The sequence below is a fragment of the Neobacillus vireti genome, from assembly GCF_036962465.1.
In the GTDB taxonomy this organism is placed as follows: Bacteria; Bacillota; Bacilli; order Bacillales; family Cytobacillaceae; genus Neobacillus; species Neobacillus vireti_B.
This window is the reverse complement of the sequence record NZ_JBALNF010000031.1, coordinates 65,398-90,461: the sequence shown is the minus strand read 5'-3', so window position 1 is coordinate 90,461 and position 25,064 is coordinate 65,398. Positions and strand designations below refer to the sequence as shown.

23 protein-coding genes are annotated in these 25,064 nt (G+C 41.1%); 4 read left to right on the top strand and 19 right to left on the bottom strand.

What is annotated here, in order from left to right; genetic code table 11:
- Positions 1 to 317 precede the first annotated feature (317 nt).
- Positions 318 to 794, bottom strand: a complete 477-nt coding sequence (ybaK, locus tag V7077_RS14190) for a Cys-tRNA(Pro) deacylase (protein ID WP_335502702.1) — start codon at positions 792 to 794, stop codon at positions 318 to 320.
- A gap of 288 nt (positions 795 to 1,082) precedes the next feature.
- Here ybaK and V7077_RS14185 point away from each other — a divergent pair, with 288 nt between their 5' ends.
- Positions 1,083 to 2,891 (top strand): TIGR04190 family B12-binding domain/radical SAM domain protein, encoded by a 1,809-nt coding sequence (locus V7077_RS14185; protein WP_335502699.1) that lies wholly within the window; start codon positions 1,083 to 1,085, stop codon positions 2,889 to 2,891.
- Between the two features lie 50 nt (positions 2,892 to 2,941).
- Here the strand turns inward: V7077_RS14185 and V7077_RS14180 are convergent, their stop codons facing one another.
- The 11 genes from V7077_RS14180 to V7077_RS14130 form a co-directional block, all read right to left on the bottom strand.
- Positions 2,942 to 3,649, bottom strand: coding sequence for an ABC transporter ATP-binding protein (locus V7077_RS14180; RefSeq protein ID WP_335502695.1), 708 nt, complete (start codon positions 3,647 to 3,649; stop codon positions 2,942 to 2,944).
- Positions 3,649 to 4,428 carry an ABC transporter ATP-binding protein gene (locus tag V7077_RS14175; protein WP_335502691.1) on the bottom strand — a complete coding sequence of 260 codons (780 nt, stop codon included), beginning with the start codon at positions 4,426 to 4,428 and terminating at the stop codon, positions 3,649 to 3,651. Before V7077_RS14175 ends, V7077_RS14180 begins: the two co-directional genes overlap by 1 nt.
- Positions 4,403 to 5,377, bottom strand: coding sequence for a branched-chain amino acid ABC transporter permease (locus V7077_RS14170; RefSeq protein WP_335502688.1), 975 nt, complete (start codon positions 5,375 to 5,377; stop codon positions 4,403 to 4,405). Before V7077_RS14170 ends, V7077_RS14175 begins: the two co-directional genes overlap by 26 nt.
- Before the next feature lie 15 nt (positions 5,378 to 5,392).
- Complete coding sequence (locus tag V7077_RS14165) at positions 5,393 to 6,271, bottom strand: branched-chain amino acid ABC transporter permease (RefSeq protein WP_335502685.1); 879 nt, start codon at positions 6,269 to 6,271, stop codon at positions 5,393 to 5,395.
- A 225-nt stretch (positions 6,272 to 6,496) separates the two neighbouring features.
- Positions 6,497 to 7,669, bottom strand: coding sequence for an ABC transporter substrate-binding protein (locus tag V7077_RS14160; protein WP_335502683.1), 1,173 nt, complete (start codon positions 7,667 to 7,669; stop codon positions 6,497 to 6,499).
- Positions 7,670 to 7,986: 317 nt separating this feature from the next.
- Positions 7,987 to 9,192: an MFS transporter gene (locus V7077_RS14155; protein WP_335502680.1), complete on the bottom strand. Its 1,206-nt coding sequence runs from the start codon at positions 9,190 to 9,192 to the stop codon at positions 7,987 to 7,989.
- Between the two features lie 184 nt (positions 9,193 to 9,376).
- Positions 9,377 to 11,224: an ABC transporter ATP-binding protein gene (locus V7077_RS14150; protein ID WP_335502676.1), complete on the bottom strand. Its 1,848-nt coding sequence runs from the start codon at positions 11,222 to 11,224 to the stop codon at positions 9,377 to 9,379.
- A complete protein-coding gene (locus tag V7077_RS14145; RefSeq protein WP_335502673.1) occupies positions 11,225 to 12,958 on the bottom strand; it encodes an ABC transporter ATP-binding protein in 1,734 nt (577 codons plus the stop codon).
- 129 nt (positions 12,959 to 13,087) lie between these two features.
- Complete coding sequence (locus tag V7077_RS14140) at positions 13,088 to 13,438, bottom strand: ASCH domain-containing protein (RefSeq protein WP_335502670.1); 351 nt, start codon at positions 13,436 to 13,438, stop codon at positions 13,088 to 13,090.
- A gap of 71 nt (positions 13,439 to 13,509) precedes the next feature.
- The gene (locus tag V7077_RS14135; protein ID WP_335502667.1) at positions 13,510 to 15,225 is read right to left on the bottom strand and encodes a GMC family oxidoreductase; all 1,716 of its coding nucleotides are present in this window, start codon (positions 15,223 to 15,225) and stop codon (positions 13,510 to 13,512) included.
- Between the two features lie 46 nt (positions 15,226 to 15,271).
- Positions 15,272 to 16,018, bottom strand: a complete 747-nt coding sequence (locus tag V7077_RS14130; protein WP_335502664.1) for a gluconate 2-dehydrogenase subunit 3 family protein — start codon at positions 16,016 to 16,018, stop codon at positions 15,272 to 15,274.
- Between the two features lie 142 nt (positions 16,019 to 16,160).
- Between V7077_RS14130 and V7077_RS14125 the strand changes: the two genes are divergently transcribed.
- Entirely contained in the window at positions 16,161 to 16,856 is a 696-nt protein-coding gene (locus tag V7077_RS14125; RefSeq protein ID WP_335502661.1) for a hypothetical protein, read from the top strand.
- Between the two features lie 73 nt (positions 16,857 to 16,929).
- On the opposite strand, the gene V7077_RS14120 is transcribed toward V7077_RS14125, so the two are convergent.
- Genes V7077_RS14120 through V7077_RS14105 form a run of 4 tightly spaced genes read right to left on the bottom strand, consistent with a single transcriptional unit; the run spans position 16,930 to position 20,065 of the window.
- Positions 16,930 to 17,727 carry an ABC transporter permease subunit gene (locus V7077_RS14120; RefSeq protein ID WP_335502657.1) on the bottom strand — a complete coding sequence of 266 codons (798 nt, stop codon included), beginning with the start codon at positions 17,725 to 17,727 and terminating at the stop codon, positions 16,930 to 16,932.
- A gap of 12 nt (positions 17,728 to 17,739) precedes the next feature.
- Entirely contained in the window at positions 17,740 to 18,537 is a 798-nt protein-coding gene (locus V7077_RS14115) for an ABC transporter permease subunit (protein ID WP_335502655.1), read from the bottom strand.
- Between the two features lie 4 nt (positions 18,538 to 18,541).
- Positions 18,542 to 19,426, bottom strand: coding sequence for an ABC transporter ATP-binding protein (locus tag V7077_RS14110; protein WP_335502651.1), 885 nt, complete (start codon positions 19,424 to 19,426; stop codon positions 18,542 to 18,544).
- Between the two features lie 15 nt (positions 19,427 to 19,441).
- On the bottom strand, positions 19,442 to 20,065 hold the full coding sequence (locus tag V7077_RS14105; protein ID WP_335502648.1) for a TetR/AcrR family transcriptional regulator: 624 nt from the start codon (positions 20,063 to 20,065) through the stop codon (positions 19,442 to 19,444).
- 271 nt (positions 20,066 to 20,336) lie between these two features.
- Here V7077_RS14105 and pepT point away from each other — a divergent pair, with 271 nt between their 5' ends.
- Positions 20,337 to 21,569 carry a peptidase T gene (pepT, locus tag V7077_RS14100; RefSeq protein WP_335502645.1) on the top strand — a complete coding sequence of 411 codons (1,233 nt, stop codon included), beginning with the start codon at positions 20,337 to 20,339 and terminating at the stop codon, positions 21,567 to 21,569.
- A 27-nt stretch (positions 21,570 to 21,596) separates the two neighbouring features.
- Here pepT and V7077_RS14095 read toward each other — a convergent pair whose 3' ends face one another.
- Positions 21,597 to 22,541 (bottom strand): phosphotransferase family protein, encoded by a 945-nt coding sequence (locus V7077_RS14095; protein WP_335502642.1) that lies wholly within the window; start codon positions 22,539 to 22,541, stop codon positions 21,597 to 21,599.
- A 228-nt stretch (positions 22,542 to 22,769) separates the two neighbouring features.
- Between V7077_RS14095 and V7077_RS14090 the strand changes: the two genes are divergently transcribed.
- Complete coding sequence (locus V7077_RS14090) at positions 22,770 to 22,895, top strand: DUF4023 domain-containing protein (protein WP_335502641.1); 126 nt, start codon at positions 22,770 to 22,772, stop codon at positions 22,893 to 22,895.
- Positions 22,896 to 22,963: 68 nt separating this feature from the next.
- Here V7077_RS14090 and V7077_RS14085 read toward each other — a convergent pair whose 3' ends face one another.
- Together V7077_RS14085 and V7077_RS14080 are read right to left on the bottom strand one after the other, a co-directional pair.
- Complete coding sequence (locus V7077_RS14085; RefSeq protein WP_335502638.1) at positions 22,964 to 23,569, bottom strand: hypothetical protein; 606 nt, start codon at positions 23,567 to 23,569, stop codon at positions 22,964 to 22,966.
- Between the two features lie 8 nt (positions 23,570 to 23,577).
- Complete coding sequence (locus tag V7077_RS14080) at positions 23,578 to 24,735, bottom strand: ParM/StbA family protein (RefSeq protein ID WP_215045394.1); 1,158 nt, start codon at positions 24,733 to 24,735, stop codon at positions 23,578 to 23,580.
- Positions 24,736 to 25,064 lie beyond the last annotated feature (329 nt).

The window sequence follows — 25,064 nt, the reverse complement described above, 5'->3', positions numbered from 1 at the left end:
GAGCCTCCTCGGCGCACTTGCGCCTGTGGGGTCTCCCCTGGCCCATACTCCCGCAGGACCTTGAATTTGCATCCTCGAATCCGCCCACGCACGAAGGAAATGCGATAGCATTTTCGAGAAGTCTTCGCCGCCTTCCGCTCCAATCAACTTGCTAAAAATCATCATTAGCCTTTAACACAGCCATAAGTAAAGTCTCATTCACCCCATTTTCAGGTGATTCACTTTCACGTTATCTTATGCTTTTGTTGTTTTTTAGGTGAGTGCCTATGAAAAATTTATCTTACATCCATTTACCTATCAGATTGTCAGTCCTGCTGTTATTTTGTTACTGGGACCCATTCACCCCTTGTTACTTCTTGTAATTTAATGGGGGAGACCACAATCTGAACACCTATTTTTCCTGCGCTGACGACCATTTTTTCCAGTTGTCTGCTGCTTTCATCGAGGAACGTCCTATATTCCTTTTTCATTCCAATCGGAGAACAGCCGCCGCGGATATAGCCTGTCCATTTTTGAATGTCCTTCATTGGCAGCATCTCAATTGCTTTTTCTCCTGCAGCCTTGGCTGCCTTTTTTAAATCCAGTTCCTCCGCAACAGGAATAACAAACACAAGAATATTTTTACTGGCGCCTTGGGCAACTAACGTCTTATAAACGCTCTTAGGATCTTTGCCAATCTTCTCCGCTACCGATATCCCGTCAATTTTTCCATCTTTATTATCGTATGTAAGCACGTCATACTCGACCTTCTTTGCATCAAGTATCCGCATCGCGTTTGTTTTTGTTTGTGCCATCACCATCATCCTTTAAACGATTTATAGTAGGATTATATCATCTGCCATTTTGATTTGAAAAACCTTGATATACACAAAATCACCCACAATCTGTCACCCGATTGTCACTCTATTAAACCATTATTATAGTAAACTAAATTTAGATTCTAACAAAACTACACTGGGAAAGGGCAGATCGCCAGCTAACCAGTCATACAACTTTGTGAAAACCCTCACATATCCGACTGCCTTCACACAAACTACTTTTATAGAAAAGTATTCCCCATAAATTGACCTGAGGTGAAAATAATGAAATACGATTTAGTTTTATTACACGCACCAAGCGTATATGACTTTAGAAAAAACTCGTTACTTGCCGGTCCAATCAGTGACGTAGTCCCATCATCACCTGTGTTTGAAATGTACCCGATTGGGCTGACAAGTATTGCTGATTATCTAGAGCGGTACGGCCTTAGGGTAAAAATTATTAATATTGCTAACCGGATGCTGATGAGTGATAAATTTGATGTGGAAGCAAAGCTCCGAAAAATTAAGACGAAGGCATTCGGGATCGACCTTCATTGGCTGCCACACGCCCACGGAAGTATTGAACTCGCTAAAATTGTTAAAAGCCTTCACCCTGAGACCCCGATTATCTTTGGTGGATTATCCGCTACTTACTATCATAAGGAGCTAATTGAATATCCTTACATTGATTTTGTTATGCGCGGTGACTCAACTGAAAAACTGATGCTTTTACTTATGAATAAAATTGAAGCAGGCAATACCCATTATGCTGATATTCCTAACCTTACCTGGAAAAAAGGAACGGAGTACGGTTACAATCCTATTACCTACGTTCCAAAAGATCTCGATGATATTGACGTTCCAGGCTATCGTTATACCATCCGCTCCGTGTTTAAATACCGGAACTTCCTGGACCCGCTTCCCTACAACGGCTGGCTCCAATATCCAAACACAGCTTTGTTAACAGCAAGAGGGTGTACCCAAAACTGCTTGATTTGCGGCGGATCGAGAGAAGCTTATGACCAAAATTGCAATCGGAACTCTTTAGCTTTACGCTCCCCGAAGAAGTTAGTAGAGGATATCCAATTTATTTCCCGCTTTAGCCGGGCACCTATTTTTATCTTGCATGACTTGCGTCAAGGGGGACGTGAATATGTACAGGAATTTTTCAGCCGTTTAAAAGAACTTCATTTAAAAAATGAAATCGTGTTTGAATTGTTCCAATATGCGGATGAGGAATTCTTTAAAATGATGAATGACAGCGTTCCAAAATACAGTATTGAAATCACGCTTGAGACACATGATGAAAAGATTAGACGCTATAATGGCAAATTCAGCTGTACCAACCAAAAGGTGATCGATACGCTTAATTTTGCGTTAAAAAATGGCTGTAAAAAGATTGACCTGTTCTTTATGGTAGGCATTCCAGGACAGACATACGTGAGTGCGGTTGAAAATATTGATTTCTGTGAAACCATTCATCTGGCCTGTAACAAAGACCCTAGAATCTTTTACTTTGTCGCACCACTGGCACCATTCTTAGACCCTGCCAGCCCGGCCTTTGAACATCCGGATATTCATGGCTATAAGAAGTATTGTCACACACTTGAGGATCACCGTAAGGCCATCACGCAGCCTTCCTGGAAGCATATGCTAAGCTATGAAACAAAGGATATGACACGTGATGACATTGTCAATTCCACCTATGAAGCAGCCGAACGCCTTAATGACTTTAAATTAGAGTACCAGCTGATTAGTAAAGAGGATTACTTTGATATCAAAGAGAAGATTGAGAAATCAAAGGAATATATTAAAATGATTGACCATGTACTTTCTCTTCCCATCGAGGAGCAGGCCATTGAATTAGCTAAGATTCAAGAAGAAATACAGGAGTTAAATAAGTATAGTATCTGCGGGAAAAATGAATTGAAGTGGGAAGTACCGAAGAATTATGCCAATTTCTTTTCACTCGCCTTAGTCGGTATGGAACAATTATATGAAGATTATGTAAACAAACTAAGACATCTCCTAAGTCCGAAACGCCGCCAGCAATTTAAACTTGATCCGGAATATCGGAAAATAAAAGGCTAAAATAGTAAAAGGTATCGGATTCTCTTCCGATACCTTTTTTATTTCTTCAATTAATGCCCACCTAGATAAGCTGCTCTGATTTGATCGCTTTGGCTGAGTTCTTCAGCTGTTCCGGAAGCGACTATTTTTCCTGTTTCAATAACATAGGCACGATCGGCGATGGATAGAGCCATATTGGCGTTTTGTTCAACAAGAAGGATCGTGGTCCCAGTTTGGTTAATTTCTTCAATAATACGAAAGATGGTTTTAACCAAAAGTGGCGCAAGACCCATAGAAGGCTCGTCTAACAGTAATAGGCGCGGTCTGGCCATTAAGGCCCGGCCCATCGCAAGCATTTGCTGCTCTCCTCCTGAAAGCGTACCGGACAGCTGTTTGCGGCGCTCTTCCAGGCGGGGGAATAACTGATAAATTTTATCAAAATCTTCCTTGATTCCTTTTTTATCTTTTCGTAAGTAAGCACCTAATTCCAGATTTTCCTCCACCGACATGTTAGCGAAGACACGGCGTCCTTCCGGAACATGTGAAATCCCTCTCTTTACGATGGACTGGGCTACCTTACCGGCTACATGCTCATTTTCAAATACTATTTCCCCGCTTTTTGGTTTAAGTAAGCCGGAAATCGTTTTTAACAATGTACTTTTCCCCGCTCCATTGGCTCCGATTAAGGTCACAATTTCACCCTGATTAATCTCGAGGGAAACTCCCTTCAATGCTTGAATATTACCATAATAAACGTTCATATCATTAATTTTAAGCATTAAGAGACCTCCTCGCCAAGATACGCTTCGATGACTTTTGGATTATTTTTGATTTGCTCTGGTGTACCTTCGGCAATTAATTGACCATGGTCGAGTACATAAATCCGCTCACATACGCCCATTACTAGAAGCATATCATGTTCAATTAATAGAATGGTAAGATCAAATTTTTCTCGAATCAACGCTATTAAATTCATTAATTCCTCAGTTTCCTGTGGATTCATCCCTGCTGCTGGTTCATCGAGCAGCAATAACTTAGGATTAGCCGCTAATGCCCGGGCAATCTCTAAGCGGCGCTGCTGACCGTACGGCAAATTTTTCGCCTGTTCATGCAGGACATTATCAAGCTTAAAGATTTTCAAAAACTCTATCGCTTTTTCTTCCATTTCCTTTTCACCCGCAAAGTGAGAAGGAAGACGGAAGATTGAGCTTAAAATTGAATGCTTCGCAAGTGCATGATAGGCTACCTTAACATTGTCAAGTACGGATAGCTCATTGAATAGCCGGATATTCTGAAATGTCCTGCTGATTCCTTTTTTCGTTATTTTAAAAGGGGCTAACCCGTTAAGTTTTTCTCCATCGAGCGAAATACTTCCTTCTGTTGGAACATAAACTCCCGTTAATAGGTTGAAAAAGGTCGTTTTACCGGCACCATTTGGACCGATTAAGCCAATAAGTTCGCCCTTCCTTAATTCCAAATTCACATCAGAAACAGCCTTTAAGCCGCCAAATCGGATACCGGCATTTTCTACTTTAAGCAACTGTGTTTTTGCTGTCATGCTGTATTCCTCCTTTAGGCGATTTACCAACTTTAAAGAATGAGGTAATTTCCTTTGTCCCCAATAACCCTTGTGGACGATAAAGCATCATTATAATCAGTACTAAGCTATAGATCACCATCCGCAGCTCTGGATAGCTTTGCAGGTAGGTGGAAATTATCGTTAATAGGATGGCTGCAATAACAGCGCCAGACAAACTGCCTAAACCACCAAGCACCACATAAATTAAGATATCAAATGATTTCAAAAAGCCAAAGTTGGTTGGTTGAATAATATAAAAGTTGTGGGCATATAATGCACCGGCAATACCGGCAAAAAAAGCACCAAGTGTAAAGGCGGCGACTTTATAATAAGTCGTGTTAATCCCCATCGCATCAGCGGCTATTTCATTTTCCCGAATCGAAATACAAGCTCTGCCATGAGTTGAATTTGTAAAGTTCACAATAACGAGAACGGTTAATAATACGCAGCCGATCAGCCAAGGCCATGTCGTTAAATGAGAGACCGTCATACCGCTTGCTCCGCCAACGTAATCAATGTTTAAAAATACAATTCTAACAATTTCTCCAAAACCAAGTGTCGCAATCGCAAGATAGTCCCCTCTAAGCCGTAATGTAGGGATCCCAATAATAAGACCTGCCACTGCTGCTGCTAATCCGCCGACTAGTAAACCTACTGGAAAAGGCAGGCTTAATTTCATGGTCATAATCGCGGAGGCATAGGCACCAACTGCAAGGAAACCAGCATGTCCAATCGAAAACTGTCCGGTAATTCCAATAATTAAATGCAGGCTGACTGCAAGGATAATATTAATACCCATAAAGAACAAGGTATTTACATAGAATTGATTTAATGTTCCACCGGTAATTAAAAATTGCATAACGACTGCAAAAATAACGGCTAAAACGATTGATGTCCAGAAAAACTTTGCTTGTTTTAAAATATTCATCGTAGAAGCCTCCCCCTAAACCTTTTCTCTGACATTTTTGCCAAATAGTCCTGCTGGACGGAAAATTAGAATTAAAATAAGAACAATAAACGCAACGCCATCACGCCATAAAGAGTATCCTGCCGCACTAACAAGTGCTTCAATAACACCCAATAATAATCCGCCGGTCATCGCACCCGGAATAATTCCAATTCCACCTAAAACGGCAGCAACGAAGGCTTTTAGGCCCGGGATAATTCCCATCAACGGTTCAATCTTTGTATAATACATCCCGAAGATTACACCTGCTGCACCCGCTAAAGCAGAACCAATTGCAAAGGTTGCAGAGATCGTGTTATTCACGTTAATTCCCATTAATCGAGCCGCATCCATATCATGTGAGACGGCACGCATTGCTTTTCCAATTTTTGTTTTATGGACAATAAATTGTAAAAGAATCATTAAAACAATCGATGTTAACAAAATTAAAATGGACTGGCCACTGATTTTTACACCTAAGATATCCATGTCTTTTAAAGGCACTAAATTACTTGGGTATGCCTCAGGCTGTGCCCCGCGGGCATAAATCGTCCCATATTCGATAAACAGGGATACCCCAATAGCTGTAATAAGTGCTGCAATTCTAGTGGCATTCCTTAACGGCTTATAAGCAATCCGCTCAATTAACACTCCAAAAATCGCACATACGACCATTGCAATAAGCAGGGATGGGAAAAACCCTAAATGAAGAATAGTAATTGAATAAAAACCAATAAATGCACCTACCATGAAGACATCTCCATGGGCAAAATTAATTAATTTAACAATACCGTAGACCATTGTATATCCCAGTGCAATTAATGCATAAATACTGCCTAAGGATATTCCATTCACGAGCTGCTGTATTAACTCCATATGTTTACACTCCTTCTGATGAACTCCTGCATTTCTTTTTCTAAATACTAGTTTTTAAATTTAGCACGCTAGTTACCTTATTATTCTTTTATAAACTAGAATAGGGAGACATCAGCGCTCCCTATTCCTTGGCAAACTATGAGATTTGTCAAATGTAGCACATGTTCAAAGCTTCCACTTTTCTAATTGTCTAGCTCCAGCGCCTAGGCGCTTCAGCTTTTCGAATTACGGGTTAACCTTTGTCTTATATTGTTGTTGGCCGTTTACGTACTCTAGAATAACTGCGGCTTTAATTGGATCATGATGGTCGTCAAGTTTCACTTTTCCTGATACAAGCTGTAGACCATCTGTTTCTTCCAGTGCCTTCTGAATCTTCTTTGGATCACTGCTTCCAGCACGTTTAATGGCATCTGCAAGGAAGTAGACCGTATCATAACCTAGTGCTCCAAAAGCATCCGGGGATTTACCGCCATACTTTGCTTTGAAGGCTGAAACAAACTCTTGAACCTTCTTGTCACTATCACCTGAAGAATAGTGGTTCGTAATATATGTGTTCTTAAGCGGATCCGCACCAGCAATATCCACTAGTTTAGGAGAATCCCAGCCGTCGCCGCCCATAAATGGAACAGTAAGACCAACTTCACGAGCTTGTTTTACAATCAAACCGACTTCTTCATAGAAACCAGGAAGGAAGACATAATCTGGTTTTGCGGCTTTGATTCTTGTTAGGGTAGCATGGAAATCTGTATCTTTTGCCACGTATGCTTCTTCAGCGACAATCTTTCCACCATTAGCCTTAAAGGCCTTTTTAAAGGCATCTGCAAGACCTTTAGAGTAATCGCTTGAGCTGTCAATTAAAACAGCTGCATTTTTCACTTTTAAGTCATTGGTAGCAAAGTTTGCTGCCACTGTGCCCTGGAAGGGGTCAATGAAGCAGGTACGGAAGACAAAGTCATTTAATTTTCCATCTTTATAGGTAATGGTTGCGTTTGTGGCAGTTGGTGTAATTAATGGAATTTTATTATCCTGGGCAATTTGTACTTGGGCTAGGGTGTTTGTACTAGTTGCTGCACCAATCATTGCTGCCACTTTATCTTGTGTAGCCAGTTTAAGGGCTCCGCTTGTAGCTTCTGCTGCATCAGACTTATTATCGACCGTTACTAATTCGAGTTTTTTACCGTCAATGCCTTTTTTATTAATCTCCTCAATCGCTAATTCAATACCTTCCTTAGCAGATTGGCCATAGGAGGCTACTCCGCCTGAGAGTTCTAAGTTGGCACCAATTTTGATTGTGCCGCCTTTTTCTCCATCACTACTTGCACTTGAATTACATCCTGCCATTACTCCTGCTGCTACCATAAAGGACATACAAATTCCAGCTAATTTCCTCTTTCTCATCCAACTACCCCCTATTTTTTAAAAAATGCCCAAGACCTTTGTCCTACTGCTTCAAAAAATCTATAATATTCTGAAAACATTGTACATTACTATTTAGGGGTTCGTCTAGTCCTATTATACAGTTATTTTAAAATAATTAAAAGAATAAGAAAATTAAAACGTTTTCTCAGTATAAAACGCTTTATTGCAATAAAGTAATGCTGAATAACTTTTTTAACCAAAAAACAATCTATTTTTAATATTTTGGTTAAATATAATCAAGTGTTCGTTACAAAGAAAAAGGGATTCTTTTTTCCAGAACCCCTTCTCAATAATTATTATACTAATTCTTTATTTTTCGTTTCTTTTCCTAAAATAAAGACTGCTAATGCACCAATTAGAATCGAAATACAGAAGATCATAAAGATTGTTGAAATCGCTACATGCTGAGCAACCAGATTTCCTACTAATAACGGACCCAATACTCCGCCAATCCGCCCTATAGCGGCCGCAAAGCCTGTTCCTGTTCCGCGAATAATAGTTGGATACTGCTCTGGCGAATAAGCATACAAACCGCCCCAGGCCCCGAGGTTAAAGAATGATAACAGAATTCCAGAGGTCATTAACATGGCTGTAGTGTCTGCGTTGCCAAAGAAATAGGCGCTGATTGCAGTCCCAATTAAGTAAACCACTAAAACAAATTTCCTGCCAATTTTTTCAATAAACCAGGCTGCTGTAAAATAACCCGGAAGCTGGGCTATGGTCATAATCAGTACATATTGAAAGCTCTTAATGAGACTGAATCCTTTCATGACCATGACACTAGGCAGCCATAAAAACATTCCATAGTAGGAAAAAACGACACAAAACCAAACAATCCAAAGCATTGCCGTCTGCCGTCCATATTCCTTCGAGAATAATTTCTGCAAACTTTGACCCAATGTTGTCTTCTGCTTATCTATTACTGCCGTAAACCGAGGTGAATCTGGAAGCCCCATTCGCAGGTATAGGGCATATAGGGCTGGAATTGCACTAATAAGCAGGGCAACCTGCCAGCCAAACTTCGGGATAATAAAATACGAAATGACCGCAGCCACTAACCAGCCGCCTGCCCAAAAACTTTCGAGCTGCACAACGATCCTGCCGCGCTTTTCAGCAGAGACGCTTTCTGAGACCAAAGTAGAGGCAACGGGAAGCTCACCGCCCAAACCTGCCCCAATAAAGAATCTTAAGACGAGAAAGGCCGCTAGTGAGGTCGTAAATGCAGACACGCCGCTCCCTACTGAAAATAGTAGTAAGGTAATGATAAAAACATTTTTCCGGCCGATTCGATCAGCCATTAATCCAAAAATAAGGGCTCCTACTGCCATCCCAATAGAATTGATACTGCCAATCCAGCCCATTTCTCCTGGTGTTAAATCCCATTCTACTTTCAAGGCTGCAATGATGAAGCTAAGCATCCCTACATCCAGGGCATCAAACATCCAGCCCATGCCGGCAATTCCGAGCAGTCTCCGGGTGGATATTTCCTTCTTATTTTTCATGATAATCCCCCTATATAACAAGTAATTACATTATTCCCCAAAATCCTCTAATCTAAGTAAAACAATAGTGGACATAAGGTATTCTACCAGTTGTCTTGACATCTGTCATTATCTTGCGCAAAAAAAGAGAATGCACAACTGCCAGCGCATTCCCTTTACCTTAGATCAACCAAATTCACTTTTCCTAATCAAGTGCTCCTTCGACATTTTTAAATTGGTTAAAAAACATCTGACCATACCGGCCTTTAGCTTCCATTAATTCCTGATGGCTGCCTTTTTCAATAATTTGACCATTGTCGATCACCATAATCATATCAGCATCACGAATCGTATTTAAACGGTGAGCAATGATAAAGCTAGTCCGGTCCTCCATTAATTTAAGCAATGCCTCCTGAATATGAAGCTCTGTTCTTGTATCAATACTGCTGGTAGCCTCATCTAAAATGAGCAAGGCAGGTCTTGCCAGTATCACCCTGGCAATCGCTAACAGTTGTCGCTGGCCCTGGCTAAGATTTCCGCCATTCTCAGATAAAACTGTTTCATATTTATTTGGCAGGCGTCTGATAAAAACATCTGCATTCGCCATTCGGGCTGCCTGTTCCACCTCTTCATCCGTGGCATCAGGTTTACCATATTTAATGTTCTCTTTAATCGTTCCAGAAAATAGATACGTATCTTGCAGGACAAACCCAAAACATCTCCGCAAACTATCCCTTGTGTAATCACGGATATCACGGCCGTCCAGCAGAATTCTGCCCTCTGTAACATCGTAGAATCTTGTCAGCAGGTTTACGATGGTTGTTTTTCCAGCACCTGTAGGACCAACAAGGGCCGTGCTGCTGCCGACCCGGGCCTCAAAGCTGACGTTCTTAATAATCGGGACGTCAGGGCGGTAGCCGAAACTAACATTTTCAAAGACGACATGGCCTTTTGGATTCATTAGTTCCACTGCATGGGGTGGATCAACTACTTCCTCGGGCTCATCAATGATCTCAAAAACTCTTTCTGCCCCTGCCACACCTGACTGGAGGATATTGAAAATATTGGCAAGGTCATTTAGCGGCCGGACAAATTGACGTGAATAGGTGATAAAGCTTGCAATGGCCCCAACCGTAACCAGACTTTTCACTGCCAAAATCCCACCAATAACGGCGACAATCGCAAAGCCAAGATTATTAATGACATTCATAATCGGCATTAAAAAACCCGACCAGATTTGCGCCTTAAGGCCGACATCACGAAGCTTTGTGTTTACCAATTCAAACTCTTTAATCACTTGATCTTCATGATTAAATGCCTTGACGACTTCAATCCCTGAGATGGATTCTTCAATATGACCATTTAATTTACCGAGCTCTACCTGTTGATTCTTAAATAAGACACTCGTTCGCTTCGCAATGGTCTTGGTCAATAAAAAAACAAGCGGCACTGTAATTAAGCTGGCTATGGTTAATAATGGGCTTAGGATAATCATCATGATTAAGGAGCCGGTAATCACAATCAGGCCAGACATAAGTTGTGTCGTGGATTGGGAGATGGTGTTACTGACATTATCCACATCATTTGATAACCGGCTCATTAGTTCCCCGTGCGTCCGGGTATCAAAAAAGGAGATAGGCAGCTTTTGCAGCTTCCGAAAGATCGCCTCGCGGAGCCGCTTCACTACCCTTTGTGCCACCCCCGCCATCAGCCAGCCTTGTAAAAAAGTCAGGGCAGCATCTGCTATGTATGAACAGGTCAGCACAATAATCATGATCTCTAATAGATTGAAATCAACCTTACCCTGTTTAAGGCTCATCGCATCAACTGCTCTTCCGATTAAATAGGGAGCAAGGAGCATCAGAACGGCATCCATGATAATAAAGAAAAAGATTAAACTCAGCATTTTTCGCTCGTTGCCAAAATATTGCCATAGTCGTTTTAACGTTCCCTTTAAATTCTTTGGTTTGACAACAGGGCCGCGAAGGCGCTGGGCACCGCCCGGTCTTAGCGGAGGAGGTGTATGGACAGTCTGTTCATTTCCTTTTGACATTTACAAAGCCTCCTTGCCCATCTGCGATTGATAGATTTCTTGGTAAACTTGGCAATTCGAAAGCAACTCGCGGTGGGTCCCGACTCCAACAAGTTCACCATGATCCAAAACGACAATTTTATCCGCATCGATAATCGAGGTAATCCGCTGGGCAATCAAAATACAGGTAAGTCCTTTAGCGTACTTTTTCAAGGCCGCCTTAATTTTCGCTTCAGTAGCAACGTCAACTGCACTCGTACTATCATCCAATATTAATATGTTCGGTTTTTTCACTAGGGCCCGCGCAATAGAAATCCGCTGTTTCTGCCCGCCGGAGAAGTTAACACCGCCCTGGCCGATTTTCGTTTCATATCCCTCCGGCGAGGCGGCAATAAAGTCATCGGCACCGGCAATCACGGCCGCCATCCTTACTTCTTCATCGGTGGCTTCTTCTTTTCCCCAGCGGATATTATCTGTAATCGTGCCGGTAAATAAGATATTTTTTTGTGGTACAATCGCGATTTGATCCCTTAGCAGCTGCGGATTAAGCTGTGAAATATCTTGGCCATCCACCTTAATTGTACCGCTTGTCACATCATAAAAACGGGGAATTAACCCAACGAGGCTACTTTTTCCTGAACCAGTTGAGCCAATTATGCCTACCGTTTCTCCTGGAAGGATGGTTAAATCAATATGTTTTAAGATTGGCTCACCACTAGTTCCTTCATAAGAAAAAGTGACATCTTCAAAGTCAATTCTGCCTGTTTCCTGACCATGATGCGGCAATGCAGTCTGCTTTTCTTCTATGGTACCATTCTCTTGTAAAAACACTTCATTGATTCTGCCCGCAGATGCCTTAGCCCTGACAAACATATTAAAGACCATCGAAATCATCATCAGGGAGAAAAGAATTTGTGTCATATAGTTAGTAAAAGCAATGATATGGCCTACTTGAATGTTGCCTGATTCCACTCCTAGTCCGCCCATCCAAAGGACGGCGACAATGCCAAGATTCACCGTCAGCATGATGGCCGGGCTGAAAGTGGCCATCAGTCGCCCTGCGGCGATGGATTGATCCTTAAATTGGTCATTTGCGGTGGAAAATTTATCAATTTCAACATCAAAGCGGTTAAAGGCCTTGACGACACGAACCCCTGATAAGTATTCTCTCATCACTGAATTCACACGGTCTAAGGCCTGCTGAACCTTAGAAAAAAGCGGAAAACCGAGGCGCAGGTTCAGGACAATTAATAAGGCAACAATCGGAACAACCACGGCCAAGACAATAGATAAGTGCAAGTTTAGCCGTGTGGCCATCACAAGGCCCCCGATTGCAAGCAGAGGAGACTTAACAAAGATCCTCATCAGTCCATTCACAAACACCTGCACTTGTGTGACGTCATTTGTTAAACGGGTAATCAACGAGGCGCGGTTAAACCGGTCAAGATTTGTAAACGAAAGCGTTTGAACTTTTTTAAATAAATCGGAGCGCAATTCGGTGCCAAAGTTTTGCGAGACAATGCTGGCAATTACGCTGCGTGAAGAGGCACTGATGGCACCGAGGGCCGTAATCAACAGCATCACACTGCCCATCTTTAACACATAATGAATGTCTCTGTTCACTACACCTTCATCGATGATTTTTGCCATAATCGTTGGCTGCATCAAATCACTTATCGCCTCAAAGGTGAGAAATAGGACGGCGATGCTAAAAGACTTCCAATATTTCTTTATGTATTTTGATAAAAATTTCATCCTCTCACCTAACCCTTTGGCGACATTAATATAGCTATTATAATTTCGTTTACCGGAATAAAACAATTTTTAAGCATTGAAAAATAAAATAGCCCATTCCAGAGAATGGACTATTTCTGTTTAACATGATTAATCTTGAACCGGGCTGAATTCATGGACCCAGACACGCATCTGTGGCAGCCACGGCATACCTGGATGATAGGCAAGGATTGACTGTTTATATTCCTCAACCGTGCTGAAGCCCTCGCGGCGGGCATCATCATCCGTCAACTCGCCCAAGCTCTGTGAATAGACCTTATCGACGACGAACTGTCGGCCTTCAAGTGTCATGATTTCGCCTGGGTCGGCATAGCGGCCATTCCGGCGTGTAGCTGTTTTTTCACCTGCCAAAACCTTCTCGACATCGGCTTTTACGGTAATTAATTTTTCAACGGAACAGGTTTTTGGTGGCAGTGCAGCGTTTTCATTTTGGTTTGTCATTTGATTCTCTCCCTTTGTTTTATTTATTCATATTAACACTTTATCTATAGTTAAATCCATTAAGAGCTCGGTTAGACTACCTGTCCGCCTTTATCACGGTATTTCAAAATTCCTTCAGCTGCCCGGTAAGCTAAGGCTCCGACGGTATCGGTCGGATTATAGCCGGAATTATGCGGGAATGCCGATGCACCAATAACAAATAGGTTATCTACGTCCCACATTTGCAAATAATTATTTACAGCAGAGGTTGCCGGGTCCGCCCCCATGATGACACCACCCGTATTATGGGTGGATTGATAGGTTGTTATATCATATGGGCCCAAATCTTTCATTGCATCAATATGATCCGCACCCATCTCCTTTAAGATTGCTTCACATTTACCTGCAAGGAATTTGGACATTTGGCGGTCTTGTTCTTCAAAGTCAAAGGTAATGCGAATAAGCGGATCGCCGTAAGCATCCTTATAGGTTGGGTCAAGGTCAAGATAGTGACGCTTAAATGGCATTGAAGAACCTTGAGAGGCGACGGATAAAAAGCGATTTGCATATTTGACCGAGTTTGCCTTAAATTCTTTCCCCCAGGTTGGTTTTCCACCTGGAACAGGATTGTTTTGAATGGGTCTTAAACCTGTTTGTGCAAGTGAAATCATTCCGCCATGAATGAAATTAACATTACTATGGTCAAAATTGTCACCATTATAATCATCGACCACCATTCCCAGCGACCCTGCACCGGCAAAGGTATTAAATTCTTTATTATCAAAAAATCCAATCGCATTTCCTTTTATGACTTGGTAGGCATAATTTTTCCCAATCACGCCTGTTCCGGTATTAGGATCATATGGTTTCCCAACCCCAGACATTAAGAGAAGACGAATATTATTAAAAACATAGCTAGTCAGCACGACAATATCCGCCGGCTGCTCAATTTCCTCACCTGTGGTCACGTCTGTATATAAAACACCTGTTACATTGTTGCCCGTTTTTAATATTCTTCTCACATTGGAATGGGTTCTGATTTCAAAATTACCTGTTTTGTTAGCAACGGGGATGACCGTTACTACAGGATCTGCTTTTGCACCGTATTCACAGCCAAAACGCTCACAATAACCGCAATATTGACAAGCCGCCCTCTGGATCCCATCTGGATTTTTATAGGATTCCGACAGGTTCGCCGATGGCATCATATATGGATGTAATTTCATATTTTTCACTGCCTTCTCGAACATCTGAATGGCAGGTGTCTTTTTCATTGGCGGGGTCGGATACTTATCGGACCTTTTCCCAGCGAGTGGATTTTCCTCTCCGGAGATGCCTGCTGTTTTCTCAAAACGATCGTAATACGGCTCCAATTGATCGTATGTAATTCCCCAATCCTGGAGATTCATGTCGGCCGGAATTTTCTTTTTCCCATACCGTTCAACTGTTTTACTATAGATTTCAAAATCATAAGGCAAAAACCGGAATGTTTGCCCATTCCAATGGACTCCAGAACCGCCTAATCCATCACCAAGTAAAAACGAACCATATTGACGCATCGGAAGGGCTCGTATCTTTTCATTTCCTCTGAATGTAATGGTTTCTCTAGATAGGTCCTGCATAAGCTCATAGCGAAGGGCGTAGCGTAATTCATCATGGACCATAAAGTAATCTTCAGTTTTTCGCTCTTTTCCTCTTTCCAATCCAACAACTTTTAATCCTTTTTTGGTTAGTTCTGATGCAATAATCCCACCTGCCCAACCAACACCGACAATTACTACATCTACTTTTGGCAGTTTTCTCGCCATACTTCCACCTTCTTTTTTATAAAAATACTTTCATCTCTGCATTTATTTAGTGATTCATATGGCTCTTCAAGCTTTGCGGTGCTATCTTCTTAAAATCTTTATCAATAATATCTGAGTAAGCCATTTGACTGCCTGGGTAATTCTTCATCTTCCAGCCATCCATATTTAAATTTCCTCCGTATAATGGATCGCTATAGGCTCCTTCTAAGGTGACACTTCTCAGCATTTGAAAGAAACCGCTCGGAGAGATGGTTGTGATATTCACTTTATCTCCTTCAAAATCTTTAAGGATGGAATCTTGCTCATCTTCTTTAAGTTCAGTGAAATCCTTCTTATAGACAGCCATACTGTGGTTTTGCATTTCGCGAATCGCTATGTCGAAAATTTCCCTGCGCTTTAACCGGCCTTGAAATCCCTGTACTTTCTCACCTGGGTAAAAAGGCGCCTGCATATATTCACGACCATTAAAGCCCCAGCTTCCGGCTAATTGATGGTCGATAAAATAGGCAACCCCGAGGGACTTTGCACCTGGTCCATGCTCATCCTCTGGAAAAATCCGCTCTGTTGCTGCATTAATGACCTGGAATTGTTCAGGCGTAAAATACATAAGTGCTTGATTAAAGTCTTCCGTTTTTGTCTTCGTCCCTTTTGTATCCGTTTGATTCTTATCGTTTCTGGGAATCAGACTGCCGATAATCCCACCAACAGCTAATCCACCCACTGTAAAACCGGCGTTTCGGAGAAAATTCCTCCTCGATACCGACTCTGGATTTTCTTTGTTTTCTTCCACCATGTTGTGCACCTCCAGATTATTCTTTTGATATCAATCCAAAAATTACATCAATATCCTTGCTTTGACATTATTATGTTCCAAAATAAACCATTCATACTTATAAAAGGAAGGGAGAAAATGATAAAAAAAGGAGGGCAAAAACATGAAAAGAATTTGGAATATTTGCGGTGGACCAATGATGGTTGTTTTTCTCCTGCTTGCTGGATGCTCTGCACAGCAAGGGGAACATCAGGTGGATGCAGCAAATCTACATGACAAATCATTAAACACGAAAGGAAATGGCCATGTTCATGGGTCAACTAACAATCCAAATGTGATTCCCAGTGTAGATCGAGCAAAGAAAAGAACGACAAATGCGAATCGTCAAACGACGAATGGACTGGGGACAAACGTGTATAGCCTAATTGGCAGTTCCAGCCTGCATGATGGAGGTATTTCCTCACACCTTGAATCAAGACTTTCTGGGGCAGGTATCCCAGGAATAAAAGTATTCGTTCTTGACGACACCGTTATCCTGGCAAGAGCAGCGGCACAAACAACTTCGACACGCTATGACGAAATGCAGCAAAAAGTGTTAACCAACACTTCTGGTTCATCTGGAAAAGGGAACCTCGATGGAGTCGACCTATCAAAACAAAATACAGATGATAACTTGGATCAGGCCAAAGAGCTAATGACCAAGGCCTTCGACGGTCATGTACAAATTTTAACGGTTACCAATGCCAAAGCCATGCCATTAATTGATGGAATAAAAGCAAATATTAAAGCAGACAAGACAAACTATACAAAGCTGGCAAGTGATATAAACACACTGATTAAAATGGCCCGTGAAAAATAAAAAAGCATTCCCTCCACAGACTGGAACTGGGCTCAACTTAATGTAGAAAAGACCGGTGGAAATCCTCCGGTCTTTAACTATTTAAATCTCTTTTTTTATAAAAAATATAGGTTACACTTGTAAAGACCGCGATTAAAAAGAGGGAAATAACAACATAGAGGGGATCCAACCCGCCTCCGTACATCACATTTTTCGCCTCAAAATATTTAAACGGGCTCAAGTACTTAAGATTTTTCATACTTTCATTTAAATCAATTGCAACAGATAAAAGGAAAGTCAGTACCAGTACACCTGCCGATAGGGAAGCTGCCTTCTTCGATTTCCTTTTTACAGATGAAATTGCACTGCCCATCACTATAAATAACAGCTGCAAGATGAACATCCCCGCCATCAAGAGGATTATATCCCGATTTACATTTTCACCCTTACTGTATTTAGCCATCAGGGCAATCGAGGAAGCCAGTGTTACTAAATTAAAAACAATTAGATTGAACAGGGCTGCCAGCAATTTTGCCGTAATAACCCTTGGTCTGGAAACGGGCTTCACGAATAGGAACTCGGATGTTTTGTCCCGTTCCTCTTTCGCAATGATCCCGGCGCCAAGCATGGCTGCATGTATCGTTGCCATCAATAGCAAATAAATAAACAGCATGCCATAATAACCGCTCGCCTTTGATAAATCTAAGCTTCCAGCTCCCATTACCACCTGCAGCGATTTAGGCATATCTTTCATTACGTCATTCATTGACTGCTGTGATGAATACAAATTAGCATACTTATTCATGCCGGATAACACCATCAAAAACACACCAATACTCCAAAAGAGGAGTGATTTACGATGAGATTTTAATTCTTTTAAAAATATATTCATCTTCGGATCCCCCTAAACGGCATGAATATCCTTTTTAGTATAGATTAAATAACTTGCCGCGATGGCTGTAATGACAATCACTGCGCCTGCAACAAGAAAAGATCCTTCGAAGCCAGCGTGTTTGATAATATAGGTGTGATCAAAGTATTTAAATGGCGAGATGTATCGTTTCACATCATCACCGGAAGTCTCACTAAAGACGCCGAGAAAGTAAAACGTAAAGACCGTTGCTAATGAGACCGTAAGGACCGACTTAATTTTTGGAACGATGACCGAGAGGAAGATGCCTATCGCTAGGAAGATTATTTGAATAAACAACATCGTCAAAGACAGCAATACGAACTTTTTAACACTGAAATCTTCCGTTTTAACCTGCAATGCAATCAAATTGGCCGCAATTAGATAGACAACATTGGTAATCAATAGGGATGTGAATGCCGCCAATAGTTTACTAGTTAGAATCTGGGGGCGGGTAACCGGCTTGGTTAACAGGAAATCAGCCGTTTTTTCGCGAACTTCTTTGCTGATAATTCCGGTACCAAGATTCATTGCCTGAATGGCCGCACAAAGAGTTGTGAACGTCAAAGCATAGCTGTAGAATCCCAAAATCGTAAATATATTTTCCAAATTGAGTCCGATCGCCTTCCTCATCGCCAAAGGGTAGCCAGCTAATAATTTTTTGAACTCATCCGCATCTTTCGCAAATGAGGGAAACATCGACAGGAATAGCAATGCCACCATGATTAACGAAAAGGTCCATATCATCGTGGATTTCCGGTACGCCTTTAACTCATGAAAAAATATATTCATAGACTTAGGCCTCCTTTTCGTAATAATGCATAAAGATCTCCTCAAGATCTGGCTCTTCAATCCATAAATTGTTGATCTCAATTTCGGCAATCTTCCTCAGCACCGAATTGATATTTCCCTTAAATAAAAAGCTCGTCATATTCCCTTTTACATCCAAATTATTAACCCCATCCATAATGAAATAATTTGGATCTAAGGCCGTTTGAGTCTCCACTTTAAACTTTTTATAATTATTTTCCTGCAAGGTACTTATCTTTTCTACCGTAACAATTTTGCCCTCTTTAATGATTGCCACTCGATTGCATAGTCTTTGAACCTCACTCAAAATGTGTGACGAAAAAAGAATCGTAGCACCCTTTTGATTTTCCTCCTCCAGCAATTCAAAGAATTTTTGCTGCATTAAGGGATCCAGCCCGCTTGTCGGTTCATCGAGAATAATCAGCTTTGGTTCATGCAGCAGGCCCTGTACAATGCCAACCTTCTTTTTATTTCCCAGAGAGAGATCATCAATCTTTTTATTTAAATCAAGATCCATCCATTCCGCTAACTCTATGATTCTCTTACTGCAGTCCTTCTTATAGAAGCTGGCGGAGTATTTTAAAAGATCCTTCACTTTCATATTGTCATAGTAAAAAACTTCCGAAGGCAGATAACCAATTTCCTTCTTAATTTCCGGTGCAAACTGAATGCAGTCTTTTCCAAAGATTTTGGCGCTGCCGCTCGTTGGATAAATGAGGGAAAGGAGTGTCCGGATGGTCGTCGATTTACCGGCTCCGTTTGGTCCAATGAATCCAAAAATCTCACCTTGTTCAACATCGAAGCTGATATCGGTAATCCCTCTGGACTTGCCGTACGTCTTTGTCAGGTTGTTAATTTCGATTACATTCATGGTTTCTGCCCCCTTTTACTTATAAAAAACTCTAGTTAATACTTCGAAGTATTGCTCTGCTTCAAGCTGAATGGCTGAGTAGTCAAGTTCGTGATTTGATGTTAATTTTGCTTTGTTAAGTTCTTCTTCACTCAATTTTTCAAACGTCCACGTGATAATCTTTAAGATTTTTCCGATGTCGATATCGTCTCGAAACTTTGATAGGTCAATGCCCTCGTAGATCTTCCCGAAGTTAATCTGATTTAAGGCTTTAACCTTTTTACTAATTTCCGTTCTAATGTCGGCCGCATCGTCCATATAGGCTTCTTCAATAAATTTAAAGATATCTGGATATTTGGCGAGGAGGTCCATTTTTATTAAGACTGCATTCCGGATTCGTTTGAAAAAATCAGTCTCTGTAAAGTCGACTTTTTTGTAGAAGTCATCGGTAATAATTTGGATGCAATGGTCAAATAAGAATAAGAACAACTGCTTCTTGTTTTTAAAATAATGAAAAAGTAATCCCTTTGAGATTTCAGCTTCTTTAACGATTTCGTTGGTTGAGGCTTTATCGTATCCTTTCTGGGCAAATTCCTTTACGGCAGCATTTATGATTCGGTCTTGTTTTTCCGTTTCTAAGTTGAAAAATTTTGAGAACACTGGTGCAGACCTCCTGTTTTTAGCGTTGACCACATCAGTCAATGGAGTCATTATAATCCCGTTGACTACCTTGGTCAATAGGTGGATGAGCTAATTTTTACAAAAATATGAAACCTTGTACAAGTTGGAGTGCTTTATCCGCAAGTTCCCGGTAATCTATCCCCAACCTGCCCCACCTCTTGCCATTAACTTTTTTCAAAACGTGTAACCGCTCACTCAAAGTGATATGATATTCATGATTAAAAACTCAAAAAAAGGGAGTGCAGCAAAGTTGAAAAACGAACTAATTGAAAGATTTACTTCCTATGTAAAAGTAGATACACAATCAAATGAAAACAACGAAACATGTCCATCCACAGAAGGGCAGTGGACCTTGCTCCACATGCTGGAGGATGAACTAAAACAGATTGGCATGGAAGAAGTCACACTTGATGAAAACGGCTACCTCATGGCAACCCTGCCAGCCAACACCGACAAAGACGTCCCAACCATCGGCTTCCTCGCCCACGTTGACACCGCCACCGACTTCACTGGCAAAAATGTCAACCCGCAACTCGTCGAAAACTACGACGGCGGCGAGATCATATTAAACGAAGCCCTAAATGTCATCCTGTCACCGAAGGACTTTCCAAGTCTGCCAGAATACAAAGGACACACCTTAATCACCACAGACGGCACCACCCTGCTAGGCGCGGACAACAAGGCTGGTGTTACGGAAATCATGACCGCAATGGCTTACCTTATTCAGCACCCTGAAATCAAACACGGCAAGGTCCGCATTGCATTCACGCCGGATGAAGAAATTGGCAGAGGTCCACATAAGTTCGACGTTGCGGCCTTCAATGCAAAATATGCTTACACCGTTGATGGCGGTCCGCTCGGTGAGTTGGAATACGAAAGCTTTAACGCCGCAGGAGCGAAAATTACGATTAAAGGCAGCAACATCCATCCAGGGTCAGCCAAAAACAAAATGGTCAACTCTATCAAAATTGGCATGGAATTACATAGCAAGCTCCCGGCACAAGAAGCACCAGAACATACCGAAGGATACGAAGGCTTCTACCATTTGCTAGCCTTCAACGGTGATGTGGAGCAAACCAATCTTCACTACATTATCCGTGACCATGACCGAGAAAAGTTTAATGACCGCAAGGCCGCCTTACAAGCCATCGTTAGCGAGCTCCAGGCCAAATATGGCACCGACAGAATCGTACTCGAACTGAATGACCAATACTACAACATGAAGGAAAAAATTGAACCAGTTATGGAAATTGTCGACATTGCTCATGAAGCGATGGTTAGCTTAGACATCAAACCAATTACCAAACCAATCCGCGGCGGCACAGATGGCTCACAGCTTTCCTATATGGGTCTGCCAACACCGAACATTTTTACCGGCGGTGAAAATTTCCACGGGAAATTCGAATTTATTTCCGTTGAAAATATGGTGAAAGCAACGCAAACCATTATTGAAATCATTAAATTAACCGAGCAAAAAGCATAATGCACAAAAAAGCTAACCCAAAAGTGGTTAGCTTTTTTCAAGTGCATCCGCACATTGCTTGAGACTTATAATGGTTTCTTGCATCTGTCTATTCAATTGTTCTTCAGGCCATTTCAGCACTATTGCTTGGAGATCTTTCTCGATCAGCCCAATCATCCAGATCGAGAAAACTGCGGAAAACAAATAATATTCTTTCATAAACAAGTCGCGTTCCAATTCAAAATCTACTTGATTGAGGTATATCTCCAAGATTTGCTGGCGCAGTTCTGATGTGACCTGTTTCGGAAAAAGAGGATGGGACATATCAATTAAATGGTATAAATCCCAATAGGGTGAATTCAAATGGGTATGTTCCCAGTCCAATATCTTTAGCTGATGGTCAACTAACGAAAAGTTGCCTAAATGTAAATCCCCGTGTGATAAAACCAGTCGAGTAGAGAAATTCGTTTTTCCTAGCAATGAATACACATATTCAATAGGCTGCCGCTCTAAGCCTAGTGACGACAGCCGTTGTAAAAACTCATCCTTACCGCAGCCAACTTCAGTTGTGATTGTATCCATTTGCGGTTTCAAATCCGGAATCGGTACTTCATTTATTTTTTCAATCGGCAGTGAATGCCACCAGGCCACCCACTTACTAACCTCTAAAGCACTTGTTGCACTAAAATCGTGGTCCAGTGAGCCAAGGTCCTCTAATATCATCCAATTCAATTCAGGCTGTTCACTTATTTTGTAGGAAATAATTTTAGGATATATAGCAGGAAACTGTGGGAGTATATGTTGGTGGATCCATACTTCTCTACCTAACTGACCATTGTTGGTTAATGGTTTAAAAATAAAGCTTAATGCAGGAGAAAGAAAAAAACGCTCAACAAATCGCCCATTCATTCCTTTATAGAGGACTTCTCTTTTTAAAATGAAGGCATCATTAAGAGCACCGCTCTCTAAAACAATATCAGCAGGCAACTCCATCGGCCCACCACCTATTCATATAGTAGTATTTTCCTAATTTTCTAATTATAATAAAAAGATCGATTTAGGACAAGAAAAGGAAACCATAGATCTCCTAGTCAAAAAGGCCTTCACTAATATGTATGAATAAATCTCGAGTTTATATCTGGGCACCAATATGCAGCTACATATTTTTATAGGAGCTGGGCAGAATAACTATGGTTCATTTTTAAAAGGAGGCATGCCTTAATGGAAGACAATACTACACATGAATTTGTTGAAAAACTGCAGGAAAGACAAGAAAAGGACAAGGACAACAAGGAACGTCAGAGTAAAGGACATCAAGGTTACAAGTTACCGAATAAACAGCACTAAATCCAAATTGATTGAGCAGCAGATCAAATAGCCCCGCCTTATAAAAGACGGGGCTTGTTTTTTTCGAACTATTTATTCATATTCGCTAAAAAACCGCCAAGAAGATCATCTGCATCTAATTCCTCTTCGCTTCTTTCTTCTTCAGGCTGCGGCTCCGTTTGCTTCACCGTCTCCCAATCAAAATCGTTTAAGTCATCCTCCAGGTCATCAATATCTAAACCTGCCGAAAGTTCCTTAAAAGCGTCTATTTCAACTGGAACATCCTCACTGTGAGCGGGAACAGACGGAATATCCTCCTCCTGCAGATACAAGGCCTCCTCAATATCTAAGGAATTACTGTTCAATGAAGCAAGTAACGACGTAGCCCGGATAGGATCAGAAATCAATTGATAGAGAATACTGCCTAACATGGCTTCCGAATGCTCATGTTTTAACCAGTCCCGCTGTGCCTTGGTTAACTTTTTGGGAAGAGGAATAGTAATGGTCTCCTTCTCACGTGCGAAGGAATGACTTACCCCTTCCATAACAAATTCGGCAATGGTACTTGAGAAATTTCGCCGCTCTGTCTCCTTTAACCTTTGTAAATGCTTGACGATGTGGTCAGGTGTATCTGAAGGAACACGAAAGGATATCGCCTGGCCGCGCTTTATTTCAGATGGGGAATTTTTCTTCATACGATCACCTAGTTCGTTTTGATTGGTTCTTTAGGCTTCTCCGTTTTTCTGACGAAATCCATGATGAGCTTGTAGTAAGCATTGGCCATCATCCAAATGCTTTCCTTATCATCTTCAAAGAATTCAATATTGTAACCATCTAAATTATTATTTAACGTTTTGAGATAATCCTTTAGGACATGTGATCCACCGCCAACAAAGTAGCAGATTTCTGTCTGGGAATTTTTCTGCCAAACATTTCGTAATAAGCGATATTGTTTTTTGGCTAAATCAAGTAAGATACGGTCGGTAATATCGTGAACGCTTGTCCGGCTTCCCTTGACCATAATATGATTGCGATCATTTTTTCTTGTAATAATTTCTACTACATCACGGCGGCTGTCCAGCTCAACACCGTGCTTTTTGCGAATTTCTTCACGGATTGCTTCTAATGACTCTGATACCCCAAGGTTAAAGCCCTGTGCCTTATCATCGTCTACATTTCGGTTTTTAATTACTGCGATATCGGTTGATAACCCGCCAATATCTTGGATCAAGATACGTCTATCGATTAAATCCTTGTTGATGATTTTTAAATTATTATCCATTACTAAATTAATATAAGCCGCAAAGCCTTCTGGATAGACTTTTACTTCGTTAAATTTAATATTAACTTTTAGCCCTTGATATTTCGGAGTGACCAAAAATTCAACCTGATGGACATTTCCAACTAATCTTGAACGATAGCCGGCATCCTTGCCCTCTTTAACCTCACGAAGGGGAAGACCTGTTCCTAATGTATAAGATGCATCTATTACATTCTTCGCACGAGGAAAACTATCTTGATTTACGGCATCTAATGCCAATGTGGCAAAAAGCATGATAAGTGTTTGATCCTCTTCCGATTTACTGCTGCCTGGATCTAATTCCGTCGCATTATCTGTCTTGGTCGCTAAATTACCAACACGATAAATCGCATTATTCTCCTTAAGGGCAGGGGAGTGGACTTTAATATGAATGCCATCGAGCGGATTTTTATTGTCAAGCTCTTCAATACCAATGACAGGGCGGTCTTCTGTATCCCGGGCGATAATGTTTGGAATATTCAACTCATATTCCAGTTCTCCGAAAATAGCTTTAATGGAGTCATTCCCTACATCTATTGCTGCAACTCTAGATTTAGTCATAAATATCATTCCTTTTCATTAATTAGTTTTTTATGTAATCAATTTCTCTCTATTATAAGGCTATAGGAGATTGATAGATTCTTCAAGGGGAACAAATAGAAAAGAAATAAAAGTGTAAAACAGTAAACAATTTGTAAACTTTACAATATTGTAAACAGATTCGTAAACAATCTATACAAATCTGTATACATCGCGTCATATCTGATCGTGTACTTGTTTGTATACATGTAAACATCTTTGTAAACTTCCTGTTTACGAATTGTATACAAGTAAACAAACTTGTAAACACATTGTATACTTTCTGTTTACAAGTACACACCAATTGTAAA